The organism is Halostella sp. PRR32, assembly GCF_034808085.1.
GTDB lineage: Archaea > Halobacteriota > Halobacteria > Halobacteriales > Natronoarchaeaceae > Halostella > Halostella pelagica.
Map to the genome: position 1 here is coordinate 46,799 of NZ_JAXHGL010000010.1, position 24,163 is coordinate 70,961.

The following is a 24,163-nucleotide window of genomic DNA, read 5'->3' on the forward strand; positions in this document are numbered from 1 at the left end:
TTTCGGACTCGAACGCCGCGCTTATGCTCCGGGCGCGACCAGCACTCCCGTATGGTTGACGAGAGAGTCCCTCCGACGGTCGGACTGCTCGGGACGCTGGCCGTCATTGTCCTCGCTGGTGCGCCGTTCGTTGCACTCCCGCAGACGGAGAGTTCCGGGCTGGGCGTCTACTACGGATTCGGCTTCGTCGGACCGTGGGGCGTTTCCCTGATAGCGGTGGTCGCTGCCGTCGTCTTCGCCGCCGGTCGACAGGACCGGACGCCGGGGGAGACGGCCGCTGGGGTGACGCTGGGCCTCGGAGTGGTGATGGCTCTGCTCGCGTTCCAGTGGGCGCTTGCAGTCGACAGGTCGGTCGTCCTGCAACTCGGAACGGCGGAGTGGCTCGAACACCACCGCTGGCTCCTCCTCGCTGCGACGCTCGTCGTTCCGGCCAGCGCCGCCTGGTACGCCCGCAAACTGCGTCTGATCTGATCGCTTCTCCCGCTGGCGTCTCACCGCCGTCCCCGACTGATGCGAAAAGACCTTAAGACCGGGTCGGCTATCGTAGGATGGACTAGGTCGGGCAGTTAGGCCCTGCTCTCCACCCGCACTATGGCCTTTAGCGGGGACCGAATTCCGGGTTCGTCCGGTCTGACCGGACGGGGCCCCGGGAGCCAACGTGGAAGCCTCGTCCATCGGGGATAGCAGTCCACGGCGGTCATCCGCAGGGATGTCCCGCCGTGGTTAACCGGCGGCACTCCGCCAGGCGCGGAAGCGAGCAGCGGACCGTCGGATAGCTGTCGCTCGCTGGGTCGCGGGGTGGAGGAGGCAACCGGGATTCCCCCGTCCGGAACGCCGGGCAACCCCGGCCGTCCGTTCCTATTCATACGCGGTGACCTTTTTCGACGAGCGGTGCGCTCGTAGCGCGGAGTCGAGTCTACAAAAGTTCGGAGGAAAATCCTGGCGCAAACCCCCGAGCGACGCTGGGCCCGCGGTGAAACGCTCACTGTATTCGCGATACCCTTCTCCGAACCGCGACTGCCCCGCTCATAGTGACTTACAGCAGTCCCTCTCAGTCGTCCGCTGGCTCCACCACGTCCGCGACGTTCGTCAGTTCGAGTCCGCCCTCGATAGTTCGGTTCGGGTATGGGATGTCGATCCCTTCCTCATCGAACCGCTGTTTGACGTTCGTGACGTAATCGCCGCGGATCCCCACGTAGTCGGCGCGACTGGGGTCGGCGATCCAGATGCGGGACTGGAGGCCGACCGAGGAGTCGCCGAGTTCCGTCAGACGGACGGACGGCGCGGGGTCGTCGAGGATGTCAGGATGCTTCTCGGCTTCCTCGACGATGATGTCTGTGGCCGCCTGAATATCGTCGCCGTAGCCGATGCCGAACAGGAATTTGAGGCGGAGTTTGTCCTTGGCGACGGGGTTTTTGATCACGTCGTCGGTCAGGTTGGAGTTCGGCACGGTCAGGAGTTCGTTGTCGAACGTTCGCACGCGAGTGACTCGCAGGCTGATGTCTTCGACGACCCCGGAGTTACCGTCCCACTCGATCCAGTCGCCGATTCGGAACGGCTTGTCAGTGAAGATGAAGATCCCGGCGACGAAGTTCTTGATCACGTCCTGCAGCGCGAAGCCGATAGCGAGCGTCGCGGCGGCCGCGACAGTCGCGAGCGACTGGAGGAGACTACCGAACCCAGCGAAGGCAAACGCGGCCGACAGCGCAAGAAACAGGACGAGTATCTGCGTGACTTTCATCAGGGGCTTGCGCGCGTGGGCGTCCATCCCCCGCTGGTTTAGTACTCGTTTGACGAGCGGGTAGATGACGGTTTTTCCGACGACGTAGACGGCGGCGAACGCGACGACGAACTCGATAACGGCCCCGAGTGGATCCGCGTACGCATCCTGCAGGCCGGCGTTCCGGAGGAGGTCGTCGACGAACGCCATCAGTGAAGAACCGCCGTGTTACCGCGGGTTTCTATCAGGTCGGCGTCGACCGCGTCGGCCAGTTCGTCGGCGAGTTCTTCCGTGCTTGTTCCGCCGCGGGCCGCGCGAAGGAACTTCACCTTCACCAGGTCGCGGTTTTTCAGTTGGTCGTCGAGTTCGTCAGTTACCGCGCCGATACCGCTTTTCCCGACCCAGAGAGTAACGTCGAGGTCGTGTGCTCGCTTTCGGAGTTCCTCGTCGGTCATGTAAGCAGTTAGATGGGGAAGCCGTATCAACGTTGTTGAACGGTCGTCCCGTCGCGGTCAGTACGGATACCTCGCCTGTTCGCCGCAGTCGCACGTGACGACGACGTGACCGTCCTGCAGTCGAACGCGCCCGTTCGACCCGGGGCGGAGGTAGCTATCGCAGCGGTCGCATGTGAACCGCTTGAATCGTCGGGGGAGGTCGACGCGGTTCCGTTCCGCGATGCGTCTGGCCAGACGAACGTACTCCCGTGCTCGGTCCTGGTTCGACGCTATCGCCGCCTCGTAGGCAAGTGAGTGGAGGCGCTCAATGCGCTCTTCGGGTATCGTCATCGGAAATGGGGGGTGGGGGGGATTCCGGGGCGAATCAGGACAAGAGAGAGTGTTATCCTGAAATGCCCCATTGAGATGTACTGGGGGTGGAATGGAAATATTTTTTGTTTCTACTCTGTAATGTTCCCCTGTATCAATCATAATTTATTATATCTTATATAGGGCGCGGAACGAACTCCAAATTCTGTTCTGACGGCGTCACGGCTGAACTGACGATACGGGAGAAACGACCCGCTGGAGAGGGCGACGTGTTGCTACGTAATTCTGCAAAACGAAGATGGGATCGTGATCGGTAAACTGTCGCCTGTCGCTGAATGACGGGATTTTTAACCACTGCCCAACCAAATCTCAAGTAATGGATCATCAGGTCGCGGCCTTTACCGATACGTACCTCCCGACGGTAAACGGCGTGACCTACACGATAAAGACCTGGAGCGAGCGGTGGAACCGCAACGGGGGACGAATGGATGTAGTGTACCCCCGGGCAGACGGCCACACCGCCGGCCCCAGGGAACATCCCGTCAGGAGTGTCGCGTTCCCCTGGTACGACGGGTATCGCCTCGGCACACCGAAGGTCCCCGCTGCGGTTTCGAACGTCGATGTCGTCCACGCACACACCCCGTATGCACTCGGGTTGGGTGCGATGCGTCTCTCCCGGCGGACGGACGCACCGCTCGTCGCCTCCTATCACACTCCCGGCGGAGAGTACACTGACTATCTCGCACCGACTGACGGCATCGCGAGCGGTCTCGAAGGGTTCGTCGAAGGGTACGAACGCTGGTTTTTCAACCGTGCGGACGCCGTGTTGGTTCCCACTGCACCGATCCGGGACCACCTGCTTGATACCGTCGGCATCGACTCGCACGTAGAAGTCGTCTCGAACGGGATAGACACTGAGCGGTTTCGACCGACCGATCCGGCGGCCTTCCGGGAGAAGTACGGGCTTGAAGGAGAGACTCTCGTCGGATACACCGGCCGGCACGGGTACGAGAAGCGACTCTCGGACCTGCTCGAAGCGGCCGAGGGACTCGATATCACGGTCGTGCTGGGCGGCGACGGCCCGGCGAGGGCAGACCTGGAGGCGCAAGCAGAACGGGCCGACGTCGACGTTCGATTTCTCGGTTTCCTCGACCGCGATGAGATGCCCGCGTTCTACTCTGCGCTCGACGTGTTCGCCTTTCCCAGTCCAGTCGAGACGCAAGGACTGGTCGCGCTGGAGGCCAACGCTTGCGGAACGGCAGTCGTCGCCGTCGACAGCGGCGCACTGTCGGAGACTATCGACGACGGCGTCACCGGCTACCACTTCACACCCGGAAACGTCGCGGCGTTCCGAGAGAAGATCGAGGATGCGCTCGCGGACCGTGAGCGCCTCGGGGAGAACTGTTTGGAACGGCGAGAAACGGTGAGCGTAGACCGGGCGGTTGAACGCCTCGCGGACGTTTACGACAGCGTGTTGTAGGACCGCAACGACTCGCCGAGACCCGTCATGACGGCGACCACGACCCCGGTCGCGAGCAGCGTCGCCGCGACGAGCAACAGGACGCCCATCCAGGGAGACGTCTCGTAGACGGGCGAGACGCTCACGTAGCCGAGTAACGCGAACGGAGCGAGGCTGAGCGCCGTTCGCTGGTGCCGGCGGGGCAGGTCGTGGAGCAGTTTGGCAACTAACACCGCTGTCAGCGACATCAAGTTGAGCCAAACGTGCAAAAGGTTTATAATTGACGGCCCGTTTCAGCGGTTTCCGTCCCAGAAAAAGGATACTGACGGCCCGAGTACACGTGCCGTTTCGCCGCACGCGAGGCCCTTCGGAGCGCCGTTCTCAGGTCCGAAGACGTACAGCAGTTTCATCGACCCGATAGAACCGACACGGCCGACGGAGCTATCCGGTAAAACGTGCGGGGAGCCAAAAACGGGGCGTCTCAGTCGTCTTCGAGGGCGTCGGCGATCCGCTGAAGCTGCCGCGTCGCGTCGCGAACTTCGTCGCGTAGCTGGCGGACCTCGCGGACGAGTTCCTCGTTTCCGGCCTCCTGACCGCCGGGGCCCTGACCGCCGGGGCCGCGACCGCCCGGACCGGCACCCGGGCCGCCGCCCATCATGCCGCTCATCATCTGTGCGAAGGGGTTCCCGCCGCCGCCGCCACCCATCCCGCCGGGACCGCCGCCGCCGCCCATCATCTCCTGCATGCGCTCCTCGCGCGAGCCGCCCTCACCGCCTTCGCCGCCCTCACCTTCCTCGGCGCGTTTCTCGCGGATCTCCTCGACGCGTTCGCGGAAGGACTTCTCTTCTTCCTCGCCGCCGTTGTTTTCAGCCGCCGACTCCTCGCCGTTGCCTTCTGCACCCGGTTCCTCGCGGTCGGTGGATTCGTCGTCCGACATACCTCGGGTTTCCGTCGCCGGGCCGAAAAGAGTTCGGTAAGCGTCTCGAACTATCGTCAGGTAAACGCGCCGAGGTTAGACTGGAGATCCCGGTCGGCCGTCTCCGCACGGACGTGGTAGCCCACGAGATCGCGCAGGTCGACTGCGTAGGTCGTCCCGGCGTTCGTCAGCAACAGGACGCGCCCCTTGACGCCGACGACCTCCCCCGAGGCCAGCGTCTCGACGACCGGCCGCGCGTCCAGGTCGAGGCCGTAGTCGAAATCGAACCTGTCCAACGCGTCGAACTCGTCGAGGAGGCGCTCCCAGGCCGTATCGTCGACTGACCGGTGGAGGCCGTTTACCTTCCGGGGGACCCGCACCCGGTCGGTCAGGTCGACAGCCAGCCCCGAGACCTCTTCGCCGCTCGCTATCTCTGCCTCCAGTTCGCGTGCGATCCGCCCGTTCGAAACGGTGTGGACGTGCGCAGCGCGGTCCGCCCCCTGTTCTCGAAGGCGGGTGTCTAGCCGCCAGGAGCGAGTGACGCCGACCTTGAACGTCGCCGGGGCGAACGCAGCCAGATACACCGCGTGCTCCTCGTAACAGTCCATCTCGTCTTTGAGACAGGTACCGGTACAGCGGGCGCACACCCAGGTACTCGCGTGCTGGTCGCAGTACGGCGCTCCGTCGTTCTCGCAGGCGTAGTGGGTCGTACCGTCGACTGCGCCGGCGCACTGGCGGGTTCCGAGGGCGTACGCGAGCGTCGATCCGGAGGTCAGCGCAACGCGCTGGACCGTTCCGTCCGTCGCGACGAGCAACGCTGGGTGCCGTCCCTCGGCGTCTGCTGTCCCGTCCGGCGGTGCACCCGTGTCGTACCCGACGATCTGCACGGCTCGCCGTAGGCGACAGCCGAATAAAGGCGTACTGCTTGGCGTCCGACGATGCGACACGCGACCGCGGTTCCGGCATCCGAGTTCTCTCTGAGCCATCGAATACGGCGAGAAAACAAATGCAAACCTCGCCTCTTGTTATTATATTAACTAGATTGTCGGGTTCTTGTAATTACCTCAACTGGAACTACCACAATGATTAATAATGATCCAGATAGTCGCCGAAAGTTGCCATGTCAGATGGTAACTCACATTTCAGCCGTCGTAGCGTTCTCAAGAAAAGTACCGGTGCGCTCGCCGTCGTCGGGGTGAGCGGCCTCGCCAGCGCGGACCCCGACGACTTCGTCGAAGTAAACGTCGGGTTCGCCGGGGACAGCGGTCATCAAGCGGCGCACAACGCCGCTGATTCCGTGGAGCGCGAGTTCGCGTTCGACGCGATGACGATCCGCATCCCGGCACGGGCCGCGAAGGCCCTGGAGAACCGCCCCGACGTGCGATACGTCGAGGTGAACGGTGAGTGGGAGGCGTTCTCCCAGACGACGCCGTGGGGAATCGACCGCGTCGACGCCGATGTCGCGCACGCGAACGGCGAAACAGGCGCGGGTGCGGACATCGCGATCATCGACACGGGTATCGACTCCGACCACCCTGACCTGCAGGCGAATCTCGGGGAGGGAAAAGCCTTCGTCAAGTGTCGGGGGAACCCGAGGATGTGTCGCCAACCGTGGGACGACGACAATGACCACGGGACGCACTGTGCCGGCATCGCCGACGCGCTGAACAACGACGAAGGCGTAGTCGGCGTCAGCACGGAAGCGACACTACACGCGGCCAAGGTTCTCGACAAGAACGGGAGCGGGTCCTACTCCGACATCGCCGCTGCGATCGAGTGGACCGCCGACCAGGGGTACGACGTGGGGAGCATGAGCCTCGGCGGGTCCGCCTCCAGTACTGTCCGTGACGCCTGCCAGTACGCCACCGACAGAGGCGTCCTGCTGGTCGCGGCGGCGGGCAACGACGGCCCCTGTACGGATTGCGTGGGGTATCCCGCGGGGTACGACACCGTCGTCGCCGTCAGCGCCACGTCCGAGGACGACTCGCTGGCGAACTTCTCATCGACGGGGGCCGAAGTGGAACTCGCCGCCCCCGGCGAGGACGTCTACTCGTCGATACCCGGGGGGTACGACACGTTCTCCGGCACGTCGATGGCCTGTCCCCACGTGGCCGGTGCCGGCGGACAGCTAATGGCCAACGGCTACACGAACGACGAGGCCCGACAGCGCCTGCGAGACACTGCGGAGGACATCGGCCTCGGCGACAACGAGCAGGGTGCCGGCCTGCTCGACGTTGCCGCCGCGCTGGGGCTCGACTCCAGCGACGACTGACGACCGCCGGCCGCCGCTGTCGGTTCCCCTGTTCTCTCGCTGCAGAAAGTCTATACTCTCCCACTCGGTACCACGCCGTATGCCACTCGACAGTTCCCTCGACGTGAGTACGGATCGGGACGTTCAGTTCACCTTCACCGTCACTAACTCTGGCGCTGACCCCGTCGACCTTTCCTTTTCCGACGCGCTCGAAGCGGACTTCGCCGTCCTCGACGACGGGTCGGAGCGTTGGCGCTTCAGCGAGGGCCGTATGTTCGCTCAAATGCTCGGATCGGAGACGTTAGACCCCGGCGGTGCCGCCACCTACGAGGCGACGTGGGACGACCCGGACTCGGGGTCGTACACGGCAGTAGCGACGCTCGAAGCGAACGAGACGGAGTGCGAGGCCCGGGCGGAGTTTTCGGTGTAACGGTCGGTGTTCGCCCTTCATATGGAATCGCCGTCCGGGACCGGAACACGGTGTATCACTGGTCACACTACGGCTATATTTATGCAGCGCGTACCTGTTCGTATGGATACCGCTTCTAGCACCCAATCTGACCGGTCGTTCGGATACGTCTCCGTCACCGCCGTCCTCATCGGACTGTTCGTGGTCGGCTACGGACTCCTGCTCGTTCCGCAATCGCTACTCGGCGGGGCCTGGATCGCCGCCATAGGAGTCGCATTCGCGCTTGCGGGCATCTTCAACACCGTTTGGGCCGGTCGGCGCTTCGGTCTCTCTGACGGTGACCGTCGCACCCTGACGGTCACGTCAGTCGCCCTCGCCGCGGTGCTGACCGTCGCTTTCGTCGTTATCAACGTGTGGTGAAGCGTCGAATCAGGAGTGAACGCCGAACCGGGCGCAGTGACGATTCAAAGTAACGGCATCTCACACTGTCGGCTGTAATTTCGGAACGATACTCGGATCCCGGGGCCGAAATTCTTCATGGGAGTACAGCCGACAGTCTCAGTCCAACTGGTCGACCAGTTGCTGCGCGGCCTTCCGGACCGATTCGTCGCTGGAGAGCGGCGGCTCCCACCCGAGCGCGGAGAGTTTCTCGACGGAGAGTCGCATCTTCGGCACGTCGCCGGTCCATCCGCGGTCGCCGCCGGTGTACTCGTACTCCGGGTCGACGCCCATTTCGTCGGCGACGATGTCAGCGATTCGGTTGACGGACGTCGTCGTCCGCGTGCCCAGGTTGTACACGTTGTGCGCGTCGTCGGCGTGTTCGACGGCGTGGCGAATAGCGTCGACGCACTCCTCGACGTGGAGGTACGACTTCTCCTGTCGTCCGTCGCCGAGAATTGTGAGTTTCTCGGGGTTCGCGTCGAGTTTCTCGACGAAGTCCGGGATGACAGACCCGTCGAACGCCGGGCCGGGGATGTTTGCGAAACGGAACGTCCAGACCGTCAGACCGTGGGCGGTAGCGTACGTGGAGAGGAGGCCCTCCTCGGCGAGTTTGCTCGCGCCGTAGATGCTGATCGGTTCGAGGGGGGCGTAGTCCTCCGGCGTCGGGCGGGGAGCCTCGCCGTACACCGTCGAGGAGGACGTGAACGCGATGCTGTCGACGCCGACCTGGTCCATCCGTTCGAGGAGGTTGTACGTCATCGCGTTGTTGGACTCGAACTGCGCGCGAGGGCGGTCGGTGTTGACGTTTTTCGACGCCGCGAAGTGAAAGACCACGTCGACGTCGGGCGTCAGGACTTCGGCGACCTGTTCGGGGTCGGTGAGGTCGACTTCCGCGAACGATGCGGCGTCGGGGACCCACTCGACGTGACCGTTCGAGAGGTCGTCCGCGACGAGGACGTCGTTGTCGTCGACCAGTCGCGCAGCCATGTGTGAGCCGACGAGGCCGGCACCGCCCGTGACGAGAACTCGCTGTCCGGAGAGGTCCATGCCTCGCCTTTGACCGCTCGGGGACATTAGTTTGTGGTCCCTACTCCCGCTGGTAGGCTACCCGTGTCGGCGACTCGGGGGTTTTCCGATGCACCCGAGTGCTATACTGTCGTCCATCGATCAGTGAGCCGATCCATTGGACCGGCCCAGCGGATCACGAGCAAACAAGACAGTCGCAGCGCTCCGGAGCGTCGCGGAAGCGAAACCCCCTAACCCTCGCTCCGACACTGTCCGACCATGCAGGGGGAACCCGAGGTCGCCGTTTTGCGGCTCGGCCACCGGCCAGGACGCGACGAACGGATGACAACGCACGTTGGACTGACGGCTCGCGCGCTCGGTGCCGACCGCGTCGTTCTCACTCGGTCGTCGCAGGCCCGGGAGACGATCCGGGACATCACCGACCGCTTCGGCGGTCCGTTCGAGGCCGAACTGACCGACTCGCCGAAGGCGACGATCCGCGACTGGCCCGGGCGGGTCGTCCACCTGACGATGTACGGCGAACGCGTCCAAGACGTCGAAGACGAGGTCCGGGCGGCGCACGACGACGAACCGGTCCTCGTCGTCGTCGGCGCGGAGAAGGTATCGTTCGACGTGTACGAGGCGGCGGACTGGAACGTCGGCGTCACCAACCAACCACACTCCGAGGTCGCGGGGCTGGCCGTCTTCCTCGACCGCCTGTTCGACGGCCGCGAATTAGACCGAGAGTGGGCGGACGCCGACCAGCGCGTGATTCCGATGGAGACCGGCAAGAAGGTCGAACCGACCGACGAGTGAGGGATTCGGTGGTGAGCAGACCGCAGGTCTGCGAGCCTCGGAATGCGAACGAAGTGAGCATTCCGGAGGGTTTAAACGATTCACGCTACGATTCTTTGGTAATGGCTTTTGAGGATCTACTCGAAGACCCCGTCATCCAGAAGTACCTTCACGAGCTCGTCGGACCGAAGGGGATGCCGGTCGCGGCCGCCCCGCCGGACGGCGAGGTTACGGACGAGGAGCTGTCAGAAGAGCTAGACCTCGAACTCAACGACGTTCGCCGGGCGCTATTTATACTCTACGAGAACGACCTGGCGACGTACCGACGGCTCCGCGACGAGGATTCGGGGTGGTTGACCTACCTCTGGACGTTCCAGTACGAGAACATCCCGGAAAACCTCGAAGAGGAGATGCACCGCCTGCTCGACGCGCTCGACGACCGCCGCGAGTACGAGCGTAACCACGAGTTCTACCTCTGCGAGGTCGACTCCATCCGGTTCGAGTTCGGCGAGGCGATGGACTTCGGCTTCGAGTGTCCCGAGTGCGGGTCGCCGCTGGAAGCGATGGAGAACACGCGGCTCGTCGACTCGATGGACGAACGCATCGATGCGCTTCGCGACGAGTTAAACGTCGAGGCATAATGGTTGTACTCGCAACAAAACTCTACGTCGAGGGCGACGCGCGCGAACGGTCGCTAGACTCGCTCCGGTCGCTCGTAGGGAACACCCTCGGCGACCTCGATGTCACGTACGACGTTGGGATCCGCCACGACGACTTCCCGTCTATCACGGTCGAGGGCGACGACGCCGTTGTCGCGCGAAACCTGCTGCGCGAGGAGTGGGGCGAGATCACCGGCGAGTTCGAACCCGGTGAGACGTACGTCGGGACGCTCGAACGCTGGGACGACGACGGGTTCGTACTCGACGCCGGCGAAGCGATCCGTATCCCGACGAGCGAGATAGACCTCGGACCGGGGTCGCCCGACCAGGTCCGCGAACGGTTCGGACTGGTCCAGCACCTTCCGATGACGTTCGTGTACGGTACCGAGGACCAGCCTCACCGTCTCGCCGACGAGGAGCGCGACCGGCTGTACGAATGGACTCGCGGGACCGGCCGCGTCAACGTCAATAGCGCGACTCGCGCCGAAGTACGCGCGACGGTCAACCGGGCAGGACACGCACAGGACATCGTCACCGTCGAGCGGCTCGGATTACTCGAACAGAGCATCATCTGCGGCGAGGGAACGGACCCGCCGGGGCTGCTCGCGAGCATCGGGGAGTACGTCCCCGCCGAACTCCGCTGCGTCGTTCCATGAACCGTCGGCTGGTCCTCGCCACGGTTCTCGTCGGCGCGGTCGCGCTCACCGCCGGCTGCAGTTTCGGCCCGTTCGCGGATGACATCTCCGACGAGGAACTGGACGAAGACGCCGAGTACGACTGGGAGACGAACTCGACAGTCACGATACGGATCGAAGACAGCGAGTACCAAGCGGTGTACGACGTATCCGACCAGTCGAAACTCTCCGTGTATCAGAGCGGGTTCAGCGGCAACGAACCGGTGAACGTACGGGCGGTCCAGTACCGTTATCCCAACGGGACGTTCGTCAACGGGTCCGAACTCGACGTGTCCAAAGACGGCGGCGAGACGGTCATCGAACTCCCGCAGGAAAACGGTACGGTCGCGTACACGGCCGATACGCGGCCCAAGGAGTTCGGAACGCCCGTTCTCGTCGAAGGGCCTCACGAGGTCGTCCTCCCGCCGAACCATCAGACGGGGAACTTCATCTTCAGCCACGTCAGTCCCAGCAACCCGGAGAAGCGGTCCGTCGACGACCGCGTTCATCTGCGGTGGGACGACCCCGACCAGAACATCTTCGTCCGGTACTACCTCGAGCGTGACATCTACATCTTCGGCGGCCTCGTCGCGATACTGGGCGTAGTGATGATCGGCGGACTGATCTACTACCTCCGGCAGATCCGCGAACTAGAGGCACAGCGCAAGGAGTTGGGGCTTGACGTCGAGACCGAGGACGACGAGTTCGACGACGAACCGCCGCCGGGAATGAGGTAGTCCGCGGGTTTTTACTCGACCGACCGTTAACGGCAGTATGAACGTTGCGGTCGTCACTGTCGGCGACGAACTTCTGGCGGGAGACACGACGAACACGAACGCGACCTGGCTCTGCGACGAACTCGACGCGAGAGGCGTCTCGGTCGAGCGCGTCACCGTGGTTCCGGACCGCGTGGCCGACATCGCGCGCGTCGTCAACGAGTACCGGGCGGAGTACGACGCGGTGATCGTGACGGGCGGTCTCGGCCCGACACACGACGACCTGACGATGAAGGGGGTCGCCGCGGCGTTCGGACGGCCGGTCGTCGAACACGAGGAAGCGCTGACGTGGCTCACTGAACACGGCGGGTACACCCGCGAGGACCTCGCGACGGGGACTGCACATCTGCCCCAGGGAGCCCGCGTTCTCCACAACGAGGTCGGCGTCGCGCCCGGCGCTGTCGTCGACTCGGTCTACGTTCTCCCGGGAGTCCCGTCGGAGATGAAAGGGATGTTCGAATCTGTCGCCGACGAGTTCAGCGGCGTCGAGAAACACGTCACCGTCGTCGAAGCGGACGAACCCGAGAGCGCCCTGCTTGACCGGATCGAAGCGCTACAGGAGACGTTCGACGTGACTGTCGGAAGCTACCCCGGCGAATACGTACGCGTGAAGATTTCCGGACCGGATCCGGAGGTTGTCGAAGCGGCCGCCGGATGGCTTCGTGACCGCGTCGACCCGGTAGAAAACTAGCGGTACAAGTACGCCAGCCAGGCCGCGGTGATCAAGAGGCTCACTGCGAAGACGCCGTAGCCGACAGCGTCGATCGGTAACACGGTTTCGGCGAGGATCGTCGTCATGGGATGACGTTTCCGTGCCGTTCTCTTAACTCTTGACGAACGGATTGCAGGTAGCGGTCCGAGACCACGGTCGGTCGGCTTTTGACCGTCCCGCCCGAACCGCCGGCCATGCGACGGATCGGACTGGTCGTGAACCCTATCGCCGGCATGGGCGGGCGCGTCGGCCTGAAGGGGACGGACGGGAAAGTCGACGAGGCGCGAGAACGCGGCGCTGAACCCCGCGCACCGGACCGCGCTCGGGAAGCGCTTGACGCGCTCTCCGAGCGGTCGGACGGCGTCGAGATCCTCGCCGCGGGCGCCGCGATGGGCGCTGACGAGGCGCGCGCGGCTGGGTTCGACCCAGTAGTCGTCACTGACCCCGGCAGTGAGACGGACGCCGGCGACACCCGAGAGGCCGTCCGGGAGTTCGTCGAACGCGGAACCGATCTGGTCCTCTTCGCGGGCGGTGACGGCACCGCAGTCGACGTTGCGAACGCCCTCGACGAGCGCCAGAGCGACACTCCGATGCTGGGGATTCCCGCGGGCGTCAAGGTGTACTCCTCGGTGTTCGCCGTCACGCCGGCGGACGCCGGCCGTATCGCGGCCACCTTCGACGCGACGGCGGACCGCGAGATAAACGACATCGACGAGGACGCCTATCGCGGTGGCGATGTCGAGACGGAGCTACGCGCCGTCCGGCCCGTCCCCGTCGCCGACGAGATGCAATCGAGCAAGCAACTCGGCGGCGGGACCGTCGAGGCGCTGGCCGAGGGGTTCGCTGCCGACATCGATGCCGGCGTGACCTACGTCCTCGGACCTGGGAGTACGGTCGGCGCGGTCAAAGCCGAACTCGGGTTCGACGGCTCCCCCCTCGGCGTCGATGTCTGGCGCGACGGCGAGTTGCTCGTCCGGGACGCGACCGAGTCCGAAATCCTCGACGTTCTCGGTGAGGAGTCCGTGATAGTCGTCTCCCCCATCGGCGGCCAGGGGTTCATTTTCGGCCGTGGCAACGACCAGATCTCCCCGCCGGTGATCCGCCAGTCGGCGGTCGAAGTCGTCGCGTCCCGAGCGAAACTCGATACGACCGGCGTGCTTCGCGTCGACACCGGCGACCGGGCGCTAGACGAGTCGCTCCGCGGCTGGCGAAAGGTTCGAGTCGGCCGCGTCGAACAACGTATGATGCAGGTGCAGTGAACCCGACGATCATTCGTATTATAATACGCCTCGGAATATTAATGGGTGTATAGTCAAGGTTAAGGTCTTCGCAGCCGGAAGAGGGGCGTATGGAAACGCGAAAAGTGCAGCGACTCGGTCCGTCCACGCTGGCGATGACGTTGCCGGCGGAGTGGGCGCAAGAACACGATGTCGAGAAGGGCGACGAGGTGTCTCTTCGGATGGGCGGGAAGGGGACGCTGACCGTCATGCCGGAGTCCGTAAACACGGGCGAGTCGGAGGCGATCATCCACGCCGACGACCTCGACGCCGACGCGGTCGAACGCGCGATCCTCGCACAGTACGTGCTCGGCCGTCGAGTCATCCGCGTCGAACAGTCTTCGGGAGCCCTCGACAGCGACCACATCAACGCCGTCTACAAGGCCGAAACGCAACTGATGGGTCTCGGAGTCATCGAGGAGACACCCGAGAGCATCTCGATCCGCTGTTCGGTCGACCCGGAGGACTTCACCCTCGACAACCTGCTCGAACGCTTAGAATCCACGGGGTCGACGATGCGCGGCGAAGCGGTCAAATCGCTCGCTCACGGCAATCCCGACCTCGCCCAGCGCGCCCTGAACCGCGAGCGACAAGCGAACAAGATCTTCGTTCTCCTGCTCCGTCTCATCTTCACTGCCTACCAGAACCCCAACCTCGCACGCGCCGTGGGGCTCGGCGACGGCTTCCCGCTCATCGGCTATCGCTCCATCGCGAAGAACCTCGAACTCACCGCCGACAACGCCGAGGACATCGCCGAGATCGTCCTCGAATCGGAGGGACACAGTCTGGACGTCGACAGCGGCACCATGCGACGCATCCGGGAGTTCACGGACGACGTCGACGAAGTCACCGCCCTCGCCGTCGAAGCCGCCGTCGAACGCGATTACGACCTGACGATCCGGACCCGAGAACTGTTCCACGACATCGCCGACCGCCAGCAGGAGATCCTGGCCGACCTCCCCGAGATGGAAAACGGGTCGTTGCTTGAAGTCCGCGAAGTGCTCGTCAGTCTCCAGCAGACTGCGGAGTTCGCCATGCGGAACGCCGAGATCGCCGCGAACCTCGCGCTGAACGAGGAGAGCGAGCACACCACCATCAACTAAAAAGCCCTCGCGAGCGCTTGGCAGCGCTCGCGTCGCCCTTTGTATGTCCGCCGGAGGACGCTTCGCGCCCTCCGAGCCTTCGCTCACTTCGTTCGCGAAGACGCCAACGAGCGCCGCCGGCGCTCGTTCCAGGCCCGCCAGTTTGTGCGGTCCTCGCGGTTGCTCGGACACGCTCCGAGCGCCTGCCCTTCCCCGTCCACTGACCGCGCTCACTTCGGCGCAGGTCAGCGCGGCCGCGTTGCAATAGTCGTGGTATCGTCTGAGTACCTCACTCTCGCGTATCAATACGCTCGAACCAGCACCGGGCCGTAATCACGAGGATCGCAGGCGATAGCTCTCCGTCCGTACCCCCTCACAGTTAACCATCCGCTCGTCGTCCTGCGTGTGGGGTGGACCAATGAGCGATTCAGAGCAGTACATCGAGTCGTTAGAGGGATTGTTCGAGTACGAACTCGAAGGGATCTACAACATGGAAGTGAAACTCGTCAGCGCGCTGGACGAGATGGCGCTCGCGACGACGAACGGGCACTTAGAGAGCGGGTTCAGCTCGCACCGCGACGAGACGGAGACGCAGGTCGAGCGACTGGAGGACGCGTTCGAAGCGTACGGCGTGGAACCGCGCCAGCGGGACTGTCCTCTCGTCGACGCGCTCGAGAAAGACCGCAAGCAGTTCGAGGGGATGGTCCGGGACGACGACCTGAAAAACCTCTATTTCCTCGGTGCTGCGATGAAAACCGAACGGATAGAGATCAGCAGTTACCAGTCGCTTCTGACGACTGCGGACAAACTCGACCTCGGGAGCGAGGTGACGAACCCGCTGCAAGACAACCTCGAAGAGGAAAAAGAGACGTTGCGGAAACTGGAAGGGCTCTCCGAGGGCTCCGAACTGAAGTCTCTCTGGGACCGGTTGACTGGCGGCTGAATGCCATCCCACGGTAACACTGGGTTTTCGCGGCGACGCTGGAAACCGTACGTGAAGTCGCTGCGGGTGCGGTCCTGCGGGAGCGGGCGCTGAACGCCTCCGACGAAGCCGTTTCTACAGCCCGAGCTCTCGGCCGATGACGAGATGCTGAATCTCGCTCGTTCCCTCGCCGATCTCCATGAGCTTGGCGTCGCGGTAGAACCGCTGCGGCGCGAAGTCCGTCGTGTAGCCGTATCCGCCGAGGGTCTGGACGGCCTCCTCGGCTACCTCGCGGGCGGCCTCGCTGGCGTCGAGTTTGGCTATCGCGCTCTCTTTCGTAACGGACTCGCCCCGGTCGTACTTCCAGGCGGACTTGTGGGTGAGCAGACGCGCGCGTTCGGTCTTGCGCTCCATCGCGACCACCTTGTCGCGGACCGCGTCGAACTTGGAGATGGGCTGGCCGAACTGCTCGCGCTCTTTCGAGTACCCTTTCGCGGCCTCGTACGCGCCCTGGGCCAGGCCCACTGAGAGCGCCGCGATGGAGATCCGTCCGCCGTCGAGCGTCTTCTTGGTCTGGTCCCAGCCGTCGCCCTCCTCGCCGAGCAGGCGGTCCTCGGGGAGTCTGACGTCGTCTAGCTGGATCTCGCAGGTGGGCGAGGCGTTCAGGCCCATCTTGTCCCAGATCGTCGTCACTTCGAAGCCGTCGTCCTCTCGGGGGTCGACGATGAACGTCGAGATGCCGTCGTACCCCGCGTCGGGGTCCGTGACCGCCTTGACGAGGACGGACCCGGCCTCGCTGGCGTTGGTGATGAACTGCTTGGTGCCGTCGAGAACCCATTCGTCCCCGTCTTTCTCCGCGGTCGTGTCCATGTCGCTGGCGTCGCTCCCGCTTTCCGGCTCAGTGAGCGCCCAACCGCCGACGTAGTCGCCTTCCGCGAGCGGTCGGAGCCAGCGCTCTTTCTGCTCGTCCGTGCCGAACAGTTCGAGGGGCTTGCTGGCGAGACTTACGTGGGCCGCGTACGAGAGTCCGACGGATCCGGACACCCGGCCGAGTTCCTCCGTGACCAGCGCGTACATCAACTGATCACCGCCGAGTCCGCCGTACTCCTCGGCGACGGGGACGCCCATCACGTCCAGTTGCGCGAGTTGGTCGAAGATCTCCGCGGGAAATCGGTGTTCGTCCTCGATCTCTTGGGCTATTGGGGCGATCTCCTCCTCGCAGAACTCCCGGACGCTGTCCCGGATCATCCGGTGTTCGTCGGACAGGGTGAACTCCATACGCAATAATTGCCGAACTCGAAGATAAAAATACGGGAATCTGTCCCACGGCGGATCGTCCGCCGTTCGCCGCGGCTCTCTGTCCGCCATCAATTGACTGCCTGGCTCCTAAAAACTCCCTGTTATTTCCGAGACCTCGGTACGTCAACAGTTGTATGTGTAACAATTCTAGATAATTTTATCCCGGGAGACGGTGTGGGGCCTGTCGTGCGACGCCGAAACTTCCTCGCAACGCTGGTAACTGCGGCCGCCGGAACCAGCGTCGCGACACGACGTAGCGCCGCCACGAGTAGCCACTTCCAACCGTCGTCACGGATAGACGATATCGGGTTCTACTCGACGGCGAGTCTCCTCGCCGCTGACGGGACCCCGCTGACCGCCGGCGGGACCGTCGCAGTGTGGGCCGAACCGACCGCGTACAACGTCGACGAGGACGGCGACGGCGACGCGGTCGACTATCCGGACGACGTCGAGATACCGCTGGTGGCAGCCGACGGCGATGTCGTGGGCTACGGCGCGCCGTTGGCGAACGACGACGCGAACTTCGACCTCGGTAACGAGGAGTTCGTGCTCAACCTCTGGGACGAACACGTCGACGGCGACCGCGTCGTCTGGGACGAGGGACACGACCAGTTCTACGACCTCTCGGCGTACGACGTGTTCACGGAGTACGCCGAAGAGAACGGCTACGCGGTCGAGGGGACGGACTCGCTCGCCGACGCCCTGTCGGACGCCGACGGTGTCGTCGTCACGTCCCCTAGCCGGGCGTTCGACGACGACGAGACGGCGGCGCTTTCGGAGTTCCTCGACGACGGCGGCGCGCTGTTTCTCGTCGACCAGTCCGATTTCAACGACTTCGACGAGACGGCGAATCTGAACGCGCTCGCGACGGCGCTGGATCTGTCGTTCCGGTTCAACGACGACCAGGTGATGGATCCCGAGAACAATCTCGGCTCGGAGTTCGCACCCGTGACGGGCGAGTTCAACGACGACTTCCCCTACTTCGAGGAGCGCGACGGTATCGGCTTCGAGATCGACCCCGAGGAAACGTACGCGGTCGACGTGGTCGATGTCGCGGACGGCGACACGGTCACTGTCACGTTCGACGACGGCCACGAAGAGAGCATCCGGATCCTCGGCGTCGACACCCCGGAGACGGCGACGAACAGCGCCGCCGAGCGCCTCGAAGAGTGGGAGGGGATCGAAGATATCGAGTACCTACAGGAGTGGGCCGACCAGGGGAGCGATTTCGCTCGCGAGGCGCTGCTTGGCGAGACGGTCGAACTCTCGTTCGACGAGAACGAGGGTGTCCGCGACGAGTTCAACCGCGTTCTCGGCTACGTCAGATACGACGCGAACGGCGACGGCGACAGGGAAACCACGTACAACCGTGAACTGATCGAGCGGGGTCTCGCTCGCGTGTACGGGTCAGGGCTCGACAGGCACGACGAGTTCTGGCGAGCGGAGGCCGAGGCCCGCGCCGACGACGTCGGACTCTGGGCCGAGAGCGCCCCGGAGAACAGCGACCCGATCCGAAACCGCGACGTAGACGACCTGTTCGTTCCGGCTCCGGTCACTATCTCGACGACCGGCCGACACCTGACACCCAACCGCGTCCCCGTCTTCGCGGAGGACAGCGCGGAGGGTGCGACCGCTGTGACGAACGGCCAGATCCCCCTCGCAGTCGTCGACGAACGGTCACGCGTCGGCCTCGTCGCCGGCCCCCTGATCGACGAGTCGTACGAGGCCGCGGAGGGGTACGACGTCGATACCGCCGGGTTCGAGAACTTCGTCTTCCTCACGAACCTGATCGACGCGCTCGCCGACCGGACGGACGACGAGGTACTCATCGACGGGGGTCGCGGCCAGTTCGCTTCGGACTACGCCCTCTCGAACGAGGACGCCGCTTACTACCAGCGCTATCTCGAAGGCGTCGGGATCGGCTTCGAGCAGGTGAACGATATCACCGGCGACCGCCTCGACGATGCTCGTGCCATCGTGGTCACTACGCCCGCCGACTCGTTCGACGACGAGACGGTCGGCGAACTCCGCTCGTTCGCGGCGGACGGGGGTGCCGTTGTCCTGCTGGGCAGTTCCGCCGCGCCGACCGACGCCCGGGAGAACCTGAACGCACTCGCGGACGGCCTCGGGACCGACCTCCGCGTCGGCGGCGGCGTGCGCGACGAAGCGGCGAACGTGAACGACGATCCGTCCGTCCCGACCACGACCGCGTTCAACCGGCGGTTCGACGTGTTTCGCGCGTACGACGGCGCGGCGGACCCGCCGGGACGGGGTAACGGAAATGGCCGCGGCAAAGGGCACGGTAAGGGTCGCGGCAAAGGACACGGGAACGGCCGAGGCAGTGGGCGCGGTAACGGCCGTGGAAAAGGACACGATAAGGGTCGGGGCAAGGGACGCGGTGCCGACTGAGGCAGGGGCGCGGTAACGGTCACAGTCGCGGCCGTCGAACCGATAAGGCCAGCGGCACAAGCACAATTTAGCTCGAACGAAACACGATCGGCGGCGGGCAGCGGGTCACATGCCGCCAAGGCATTTATGCTCGTGCGTCTGTCTCTTAAACAACATGGAAGTACGCGACCTGGTTCGAGGGACCGTCGGGTGGGACGAGACGGAGGCCGTCGCCCGGGAGATCGCGGACCGGACCGGTCGCGACACGGTGCGCGTCACGTTTCTGGACGCGGATAACTGGCTCTCGACGCCCTGCGTGGTCGACGACGAGTGGTTCGTCAAGATCATCTCCCCGCAGAACTCGATCGTCCACGCGCTGTTTACCACGGGGAGAAACCTCGGCGCGGTCACGAGCGGCCGGGAGGGGTTTTTCGACCACTGCGGCAGTCCCGTCGAGATGGCCGAACGAGAACTCGACGCCGCGGAACGGATGCGCGAGATCGGGGTGAACGCTCCGGAACCGATCGAGGCCTTCGAAGTCGACGGCCTGGGCGTGCTCGTCTTCGAGTTTCTCGACGACTTCCGAACGCTTGACGACGTCTCCCCGGACGAAGCCCGCACGCTCGCACCGGACCTGTTCGAAAGCCTCCGGCGGCTCCACGACGACGGCCTGGCTCACGGAGACCTGCGCGGCGAGAACGTCCTCGTCTTCCACGGGGAGATCTACTTCATCGACGCCACGAGCGTCAACGAGGAGGGCATCGTCGACGCCCGCGCCTACGACCTGGCCTCGGCGCTGGCCACGCTCGAACCGGTTATCGGCACCCGAACGGTCATCTCCGTCGCCAGCGAGTTCTACTCCCCGAGCGAACTCCTCGACGCCCGCGCGTTCCTCGATTTCGTCAACGTCCGGCCCGACCACGACTTCGACGCCGAGCGCCTGAAAGGCGAGATCGAGAAGATCGCGGCGTGAGCGGAAAGCGAACCGGCCAGAACGGCTAAGCCGACCATCGCGTAACGACTTGCCGTCACGATGGCAATTGTTATCGTCGGGACGTTAGACACGAAAGGAGAGGAGGTCGCGTTCGCTCGTGAGGTCATCGAGGACCACGGAGCGGACACCCACATCGTCGACGCGGGAGTGCTCGGCGAACCGGGCTTCGACCCCGACACCCCGGCCGACGAGGTCGCGGCCGCCGCGGGGACGACCCTGGAACGTCACCGCGAGGAGCGGGACCGCGGGAAGGCGATCGAGGCGATGGGGGAGGGCGCGGCGGCGGTCGTGACTGATCTCTACGAAGGCGGTTCTTTGGACGGCGTCCTCGGACTCGGCGGCTCCGGCAACACCTCGATCGCGACGGCGGCGATGCGGGCGCTTCCCGTCGGCGTGCCGAAGATGATGGTCTCGACGATGGCGTCCGGCGACACGGAGCCGTACGTCGGCATCTCCGACGTCACGATGATGTACTCCGTCGGGGACATCGAGGGGCTGAACCAGATCACGCGGACGGTCATCTCTAACGCGGCGCTCGGCCTCGTCGGGATGGCGACCAACAATGTCGACGCCGCGGCCGATGACCGTCCGACTGTCGGTATCAGCATGTTCGGCGTGACGACGCCCTGCGTGAAGACCGCCCGCGAATATCTCGAAGAGCAAGGGTACGAGACGGTCGTGTTCCACGCGACCGGCTCCGGTGGACGGGCGATGGAACACCTCGTCGCCGAGGGCGTGATAGACGGCGTCCTCGACGTTACGACCAGCGAACTGGCGGACGAACTGGTCGGCGGCATCCTGAGCGCGGGCCCGGACCGCCTCAGCGCCGCCGCGGAGGCGGGGATCCCACAGGTCGTCTCCGTGGGCGCGCTCGACCTCGTGAACTTCGGCCCGGAAGAGACCGTCCCCGAGGAGTTCCGCGACCGGCCACTGCACGTCCACAACCCGCACGTAACGGTAGTGCGGACGAACGCCGACGAGAGCGCGGAACTCGGTGCGACCGTCGCGGAGAAGCTAAACGCCGCGACGGGACCCACGGCGCTGGCGCTCCCGACGGCCGGCCTCTCCATGCTCGGCGTCGACGGCGAACCGCTCCACGACCCCGACGCCGACGAAGCGCTGTTCGATGCGCTCCGGACCAGCATCGACGGCGACGTCGACCTCGTCGAGATGGACACACACGTCAACGACGGGGAGTTCGCGCTGGCGATGGCGCAGAAACTGGACGAGTACATGAGCGACGACGAACCGGAACCCGCCGTCTAGCCGTCGACGGTCTCGACGCCCGTGATCTCGAACCGCGCACCGCCGTCGCGGCCGTCATCGACCTCGAGGCCCCAGTCGTGAGCGGCGGCGATTTCCGAGACGATGTACAGCCCGTACCCGGTGCCGTCCGTCGCGGTCGTTGACCCGGCCTCCAGCACGCTCTCCTTTCGGTTCCGGGGGATCCCCGGGCCGTCGTCCTCGACGAAGAAGCCGACGGCGCGCCGCTCGTCCGAGGTTCGGCCGCCGTCCCACAGGGGGCCGACGGTGACCGTGACGCCGTCGCCGACGTGTTCAACGGCGTTGCGGAACAGGTTCTCGAACAGTTCCTGCAGGCGGAACTCGTCGGCGAGGACATCGATGTCCTCGTCTTCGACCGTCAGTGTCGCCGACCTCGTCTCGACGTTCGTCCACGCCTGCCGAACGACGGCGTCGAGTGAGACGTTCGTCGCGTCGCCGACGAGTTCACCCTGACGCGCGAGCGAGAGGATGTCCTCGATGAGCGACTCCATGCGGTCGAGACAGGCGTCGATCGATTCGATGCGGTCGGCCGACGCCGACTCCATCAGGGTCAACTCCCCGCGAGCGACGTTCAACGGGTTGCGGAGGTCGTGTGCGACGATGCTGGCGAACTCCTCCAGTCGCTCGTTCTGTCGCTGGAGTTCCTGCTCCGAACAGATCCGGGTGAGCGCGCCGGTCGCCAGCTTCGTCAGCACGCCGAGGATCTCCACGTCGGGTTCGTCGAACGCGTATGGCTCCGTATCGCCCGTACTGAGGACGCCGTGGTCGCCGATGGGGACGTACACCCCCGAGCGTAGAGCACCCCGTTCGTACTCGTCATCAGTCCGGTCGAGGTCGTCGAATATCTCCGGTTCGCCCTCGCGGTAAGTGCGTGCAGCGGGCGTATCGCCATCGATCCGGTACCCCGGTCGCTTGCCCGCCTCGGTGACGGTCTGGTCGGTTGCCACGAACGTTCGCAGCATCTCCTCGTCTTCGTCGGCGAGGCGGACGGTCGTCATGACGTAGCCGAGGATGTTCTTCGAGGCGTCGGAGACGATCCGGGCCACGTCCATCCGGGTCTTCGCCTCCATCAGTTCCCTGCTCGCGTCGTGGAGGGACTCGAACTGCAACTCGCGGCGCTTCAGGTCAGTGATGTCCTGGTAACTCCCACGGATGTAAACGACTTCGCCGTCCTCGAACACCGGCTCGCCACGCGTTCGGATCCACCGCTTCTCGTCGTCCGAGCCGTCGAGTTTGAGTTCGACGTCGTACTGGGCGCCGTCGCGTAGCGCCTGGTCGAACGCCGCTTCGATCGTCTTCCGACCCTCGGGGTCGTAGAGATCGAAACTCTCCGCAACGGTCGGTTGGGCGTCGGCCGACAGGCCGTGAATGCGTCGGACCTGCTCGCTCCACCACAGCGTCTCAGTCTCGGCGTTGTACTCCCAGGCACCGACGTCCGCGATGTCTTGAGCCTTCGCGAACAGTTCCCCCCGTCGACGCTCCGCGCCGCGCCGTGTGGCCGTCCGCACGGCACGTTCGACCCGGGTAGCAAGGACATCGGGACTGTCTCGGACGATCGCGCTCGGTATGTAGCCCGTGACGCCGATAGAGAGCGCCTCGCCGACGAGATCGTCGTCTCCGCCGAGCAGCAGCAGAGGGAGACGGGGATGCCGGTCCCGGACCTTCCGCAGGAATTCCGTCACGGCGGCGCCCGGGAGTTCCGGACCGACGACGACGACGCAGTTGATCCCGCCGGACGACAGCAGTTCTCGCCCGGTAGCGGCGGTCGATGCCGCGCGAACGGTGATACCGTCTCCCCGCCGTTCGAGAGAGGACACCACTTCGGTGTCGCTCTCTGTCCCCGTGATCAGGACGTTGATATTGCCGTCGGCAACAGGCGATATGTCGAGTGGCGTCCCTGGCAATCGTATCAGCGATACGGATGCGACCCACGACCATTTGCCTTGTGGCTGATGTTTCGACGGCTGACAGTCCTCTGTCGGCACGTCTGTTCGCTCGGGTTCGATCAGGAGACGGTCGGCGTTCCGTGACGCGGTTAGGACAGTGAGGGGAAGTCCACGAAGGAGTTCCGGCTATCGAAAATAACGACCGCGGTCGATCCCCCCGTCGCCGCCGACTCATCTCCGGTCGAACTAGATGATTTTATAATTGTGGATGTTCCAATATTTGCCAAGCATGAGCCAACAGTCAAGCGAGCAGGTTCACCGTCACTACATCGGCGGAGAATGGACGGACGGCGAGGGCACAGAGACGTTCGAAAGCGAGAACCCGGCGACGGGCGAGAGCCTCGGCGAGTTCCAGCGCGGCACCCCAGCCGACGTCGACCGCGCGATGGC

Annotated in this window: 25 protein-coding genes, 1 other RNA gene and 1 pseudogene; 18 read left to right on the forward strand and 9 right to left on the reverse strand. The window is 64.6% G+C overall.

Features of this window, described 5'->3' with window-relative positions; genetic code table 11:
- Window positions 1-51 precede the first annotated feature (51 nt).
- Window positions 52-471 carry a hypothetical protein gene (locus SM753_RS19810; RefSeq protein WP_323192823.1) on the forward strand — a complete coding sequence of 140 codons (420 nt, stop codon included), beginning with the start codon at window positions 52-54 and terminating at the stop codon, window positions 469-471.
- A gap of 75 nt (window positions 472-546) precedes the next feature.
- Window positions 547-858, forward strand: an RNA gene (gene ffs, locus SM753_RS19815) — signal recognition particle sRNA.
- A 193-nt stretch (window positions 859-1,051) separates the two neighbouring features.
- On the opposite strand, the gene SM753_RS19820 is transcribed toward ffs, so the two are convergent.
- Genes SM753_RS19820 through SM753_RS19830 form a run of 3 tightly spaced genes read right to left on the reverse strand, consistent with a single transcriptional unit; the run spans window position 1,052 to window position 2,505 of the window.
- Entirely contained in the window at window positions 1,052-1,930 is an 879-nt protein-coding gene (locus SM753_RS19820) for a mechanosensitive ion channel family protein (RefSeq protein WP_323192824.1), read from the reverse strand.
- Window positions 1,930-2,175, reverse strand: a complete 246-nt coding sequence (locus tag SM753_RS19825) for a YhbY family RNA-binding protein (protein WP_135533230.1) — start codon at window positions 2,173-2,175, stop codon at window positions 1,930-1,932. The genes SM753_RS19820 and SM753_RS19825 overlap by 1 nt, the downstream gene beginning before the upstream one ends.
- Before the next feature lie 57 nt (window positions 2,176-2,232).
- Window positions 2,233-2,505 carry a ribonuclease P protein component 4 gene (locus SM753_RS19830; RefSeq protein ID WP_323192825.1) on the reverse strand — a complete coding sequence of 91 codons (273 nt, stop codon included), beginning with the start codon at window positions 2,503-2,505 and terminating at the stop codon, window positions 2,233-2,235.
- Window positions 2,506-2,860: 355 nt separating this feature from the next.
- On the opposite strand from SM753_RS19830, the gene SM753_RS19835 reads away from it, so the two are divergent.
- Window positions 2,861-3,964 (forward strand): glycosyltransferase family 4 protein, encoded by a 1,104-nt coding sequence (locus SM753_RS19835; RefSeq protein WP_323192826.1) that lies wholly within the window; start codon window positions 2,861-2,863, stop codon window positions 3,962-3,964.
- On the opposite strand, the gene SM753_RS19840 is transcribed toward SM753_RS19835, so the two are convergent.
- The 3 genes from SM753_RS19840 to SM753_RS19850 form a co-directional block, all read right to left on the reverse strand.
- On the reverse strand, window positions 3,946-4,191 hold the full coding sequence (locus SM753_RS19840) for a hypothetical protein (RefSeq protein WP_135533227.1): 246 nt from the start codon (window positions 4,189-4,191) through the stop codon (window positions 3,946-3,948). The genes SM753_RS19835 and SM753_RS19840 overlap by 19 nt on opposite strands.
- Window positions 4,192-4,424: 233 nt before the next feature.
- Complete coding sequence (locus SM753_RS19845) at window positions 4,425-4,880, reverse strand: hypothetical protein (protein WP_135533226.1); 456 nt, start codon at window positions 4,878-4,880, stop codon at window positions 4,425-4,427.
- Window positions 4,881-4,936: 56 nt separating this feature from the next.
- The gene (locus tag SM753_RS19850) at window positions 4,937-5,740 is read right to left on the reverse strand and encodes a DUF2797 domain-containing protein (RefSeq protein ID WP_369335386.1); all 804 of its coding nucleotides are present in this window, start codon (window positions 5,738-5,740) and stop codon (window positions 4,937-4,939) included.
- Window positions 5,741-5,979: 239 nt separating this feature from the next.
- On the opposite strand from SM753_RS19850, the gene SM753_RS19855 reads away from it, so the two are divergent.
- The 3 genes from SM753_RS19855 to SM753_RS19865 all read left to right on the forward strand — a co-directional run bounded on the left by SM753_RS19855 (window position 5,980) and on the right by SM753_RS19865 (window position 7,939).
- Window positions 5,980-7,131: a S8 family peptidase gene (locus SM753_RS19855; RefSeq protein WP_323192828.1), complete on the forward strand. Its 1,152-nt coding sequence runs from the start codon at window positions 5,980-5,982 to the stop codon at window positions 7,129-7,131.
- 79 nt (window positions 7,132-7,210) lie between these two features.
- A complete protein-coding gene (locus SM753_RS19860) occupies window positions 7,211-7,540 on the forward strand; it encodes a BsuPI-related putative proteinase inhibitor (RefSeq protein ID WP_323192829.1) in 330 nt (109 codons plus the stop codon).
- Between the two features lie 102 nt (window positions 7,541-7,642).
- Entirely contained in the window at window positions 7,643-7,939 is a 297-nt protein-coding gene (locus SM753_RS19865) for a hypothetical protein (RefSeq protein ID WP_138797163.1), read from the forward strand.
- A 138-nt stretch (window positions 7,940-8,077) separates the two neighbouring features.
- Here the strand turns inward: SM753_RS19865 and SM753_RS19870 are convergent, their stop codons facing one another.
- Window positions 8,078-9,007, reverse strand: a complete 930-nt coding sequence (locus tag SM753_RS19870) for an NAD-dependent epimerase/dehydratase family protein (RefSeq protein ID WP_323192830.1) — start codon at window positions 9,005-9,007, stop codon at window positions 8,078-8,080.
- Window positions 9,008-9,244: 237 nt separating this feature from the next.
- On the opposite strand from SM753_RS19870, the gene SM753_RS19875 reads away from it, so the two are divergent.
- The 8 genes from SM753_RS19875 (at window position 9,245) to SM753_RS19910 (ending at window position 15,883) form a co-directional block, all read left to right on the forward strand.
- Entirely contained in the window at window positions 9,245-9,781 is a 537-nt protein-coding gene (locus SM753_RS19875; protein WP_135533221.1) for a tRNA (cytidine(56)-2'-O)-methyltransferase, read from the forward strand.
- Window positions 9,782-9,882: 101 nt separating this feature from the next.
- The gene (locus SM753_RS19880; RefSeq protein WP_135533220.1) at window positions 9,883-10,401 is read left to right on the forward strand and encodes a transcription factor; all 519 of its coding nucleotides are present in this window, start codon (window positions 9,883-9,885) and stop codon (window positions 10,399-10,401) included.
- On the forward strand, window positions 10,401-11,075 hold the full coding sequence (locus SM753_RS19885) for a DUF2110 family protein (protein WP_138797166.1): 675 nt from the start codon (window positions 10,401-10,403) through the stop codon (window positions 11,073-11,075). The genes SM753_RS19880 and SM753_RS19885 overlap by 1 nt, the downstream gene beginning before the upstream one ends.
- Window positions 11,072-11,830, forward strand: a complete 759-nt coding sequence (locus SM753_RS19890) for a DUF5803 family protein (protein WP_323192831.1) — start codon at window positions 11,072-11,074, stop codon at window positions 11,828-11,830. The genes SM753_RS19885 and SM753_RS19890 overlap by 4 nt, the downstream gene beginning before the upstream one ends.
- Before the next feature lie 37 nt (window positions 11,831-11,867).
- Window positions 11,868-12,560 (forward strand): molybdopterin-binding protein, encoded by a 693-nt coding sequence (locus SM753_RS19895; RefSeq protein ID WP_138797168.1) that lies wholly within the window; start codon window positions 11,868-11,870, stop codon window positions 12,558-12,560.
- Window positions 12,561-12,775: 215 nt separating this feature from the next.
- Window positions 12,776-13,840, forward strand: a complete 1,065-nt coding sequence (locus SM753_RS19900) for an ATP-NAD kinase family protein (RefSeq protein ID WP_323192832.1) — start codon at window positions 12,776-12,778, stop codon at window positions 13,838-13,840.
- 89 nt (window positions 13,841-13,929) lie between these two features.
- Complete coding sequence (locus tag SM753_RS19905; RefSeq protein ID WP_323192833.1) at window positions 13,930-14,961, forward strand: phosphate uptake regulator PhoU; 1,032 nt, start codon at window positions 13,930-13,932, stop codon at window positions 14,959-14,961.
- Between the two features lie 397 nt (window positions 14,962-15,358).
- A complete protein-coding gene (locus SM753_RS19910; protein ID WP_323192834.1) occupies window positions 15,359-15,883 on the forward strand; it encodes a DUF892 family protein in 525 nt (174 codons plus the stop codon).
- Window positions 15,884-15,997: 114 nt separating this feature from the next.
- On the opposite strand, the gene SM753_RS19915 is transcribed toward SM753_RS19910, so the two are convergent.
- Window positions 15,998-17,140 (reverse strand): acyl-CoA dehydrogenase family protein, encoded by a 1,143-nt coding sequence (locus tag SM753_RS19915; protein ID WP_323192835.1) that lies wholly within the window; start codon window positions 17,138-17,140, stop codon window positions 15,998-16,000.
- A 207-nt stretch (window positions 17,141-17,347) separates the two neighbouring features.
- Between SM753_RS19915 and SM753_RS19920 the strand changes: the two genes are divergently transcribed.
- The 3 genes from SM753_RS19920 (at window position 17,348) to SM753_RS19930 (ending at window position 21,809) form a co-directional block, all read left to right on the forward strand.
- Window positions 17,348-19,570: a DUF4350 domain-containing protein gene (locus SM753_RS19920; protein WP_323192836.1), complete on the forward strand. Its 2,223-nt coding sequence runs from the start codon at window positions 17,348-17,350 to the stop codon at window positions 19,568-19,570.
- A gap of 154 nt (window positions 19,571-19,724) precedes the next feature.
- Entirely contained in the window at window positions 19,725-20,522 is a 798-nt protein-coding gene (locus tag SM753_RS19925) for an RIO1 family regulatory kinase/ATPase (protein ID WP_323192837.1), read from the forward strand.
- A 60-nt stretch (window positions 20,523-20,582) separates the two neighbouring features.
- Complete coding sequence (locus SM753_RS19930) at window positions 20,583-21,809, forward strand: Tm-1-like ATP-binding domain-containing protein (protein ID WP_323192838.1); 1,227 nt, start codon at window positions 20,583-20,585, stop codon at window positions 21,807-21,809.
- Here SM753_RS19930 and SM753_RS19935 read toward each other — a convergent pair.
- Window positions 21,806-23,731, reverse strand: coding sequence for an ATP-binding protein (locus SM753_RS19935; protein WP_323192839.1), 1,926 nt, complete (start codon window positions 23,729-23,731; stop codon window positions 21,806-21,808). The two genes, SM753_RS19930 and SM753_RS19935, sit on opposite strands and share 4 nt — an antisense overlap.
- Before the next feature lie 271 nt (window positions 23,732-24,002).
- Here SM753_RS19935 and SM753_RS19940 point away from each other — a divergent pair.
- Window positions 24,003-24,163, forward strand: a pseudogene (locus SM753_RS19940) (aldehyde dehydrogenase); the annotation flags it as partial.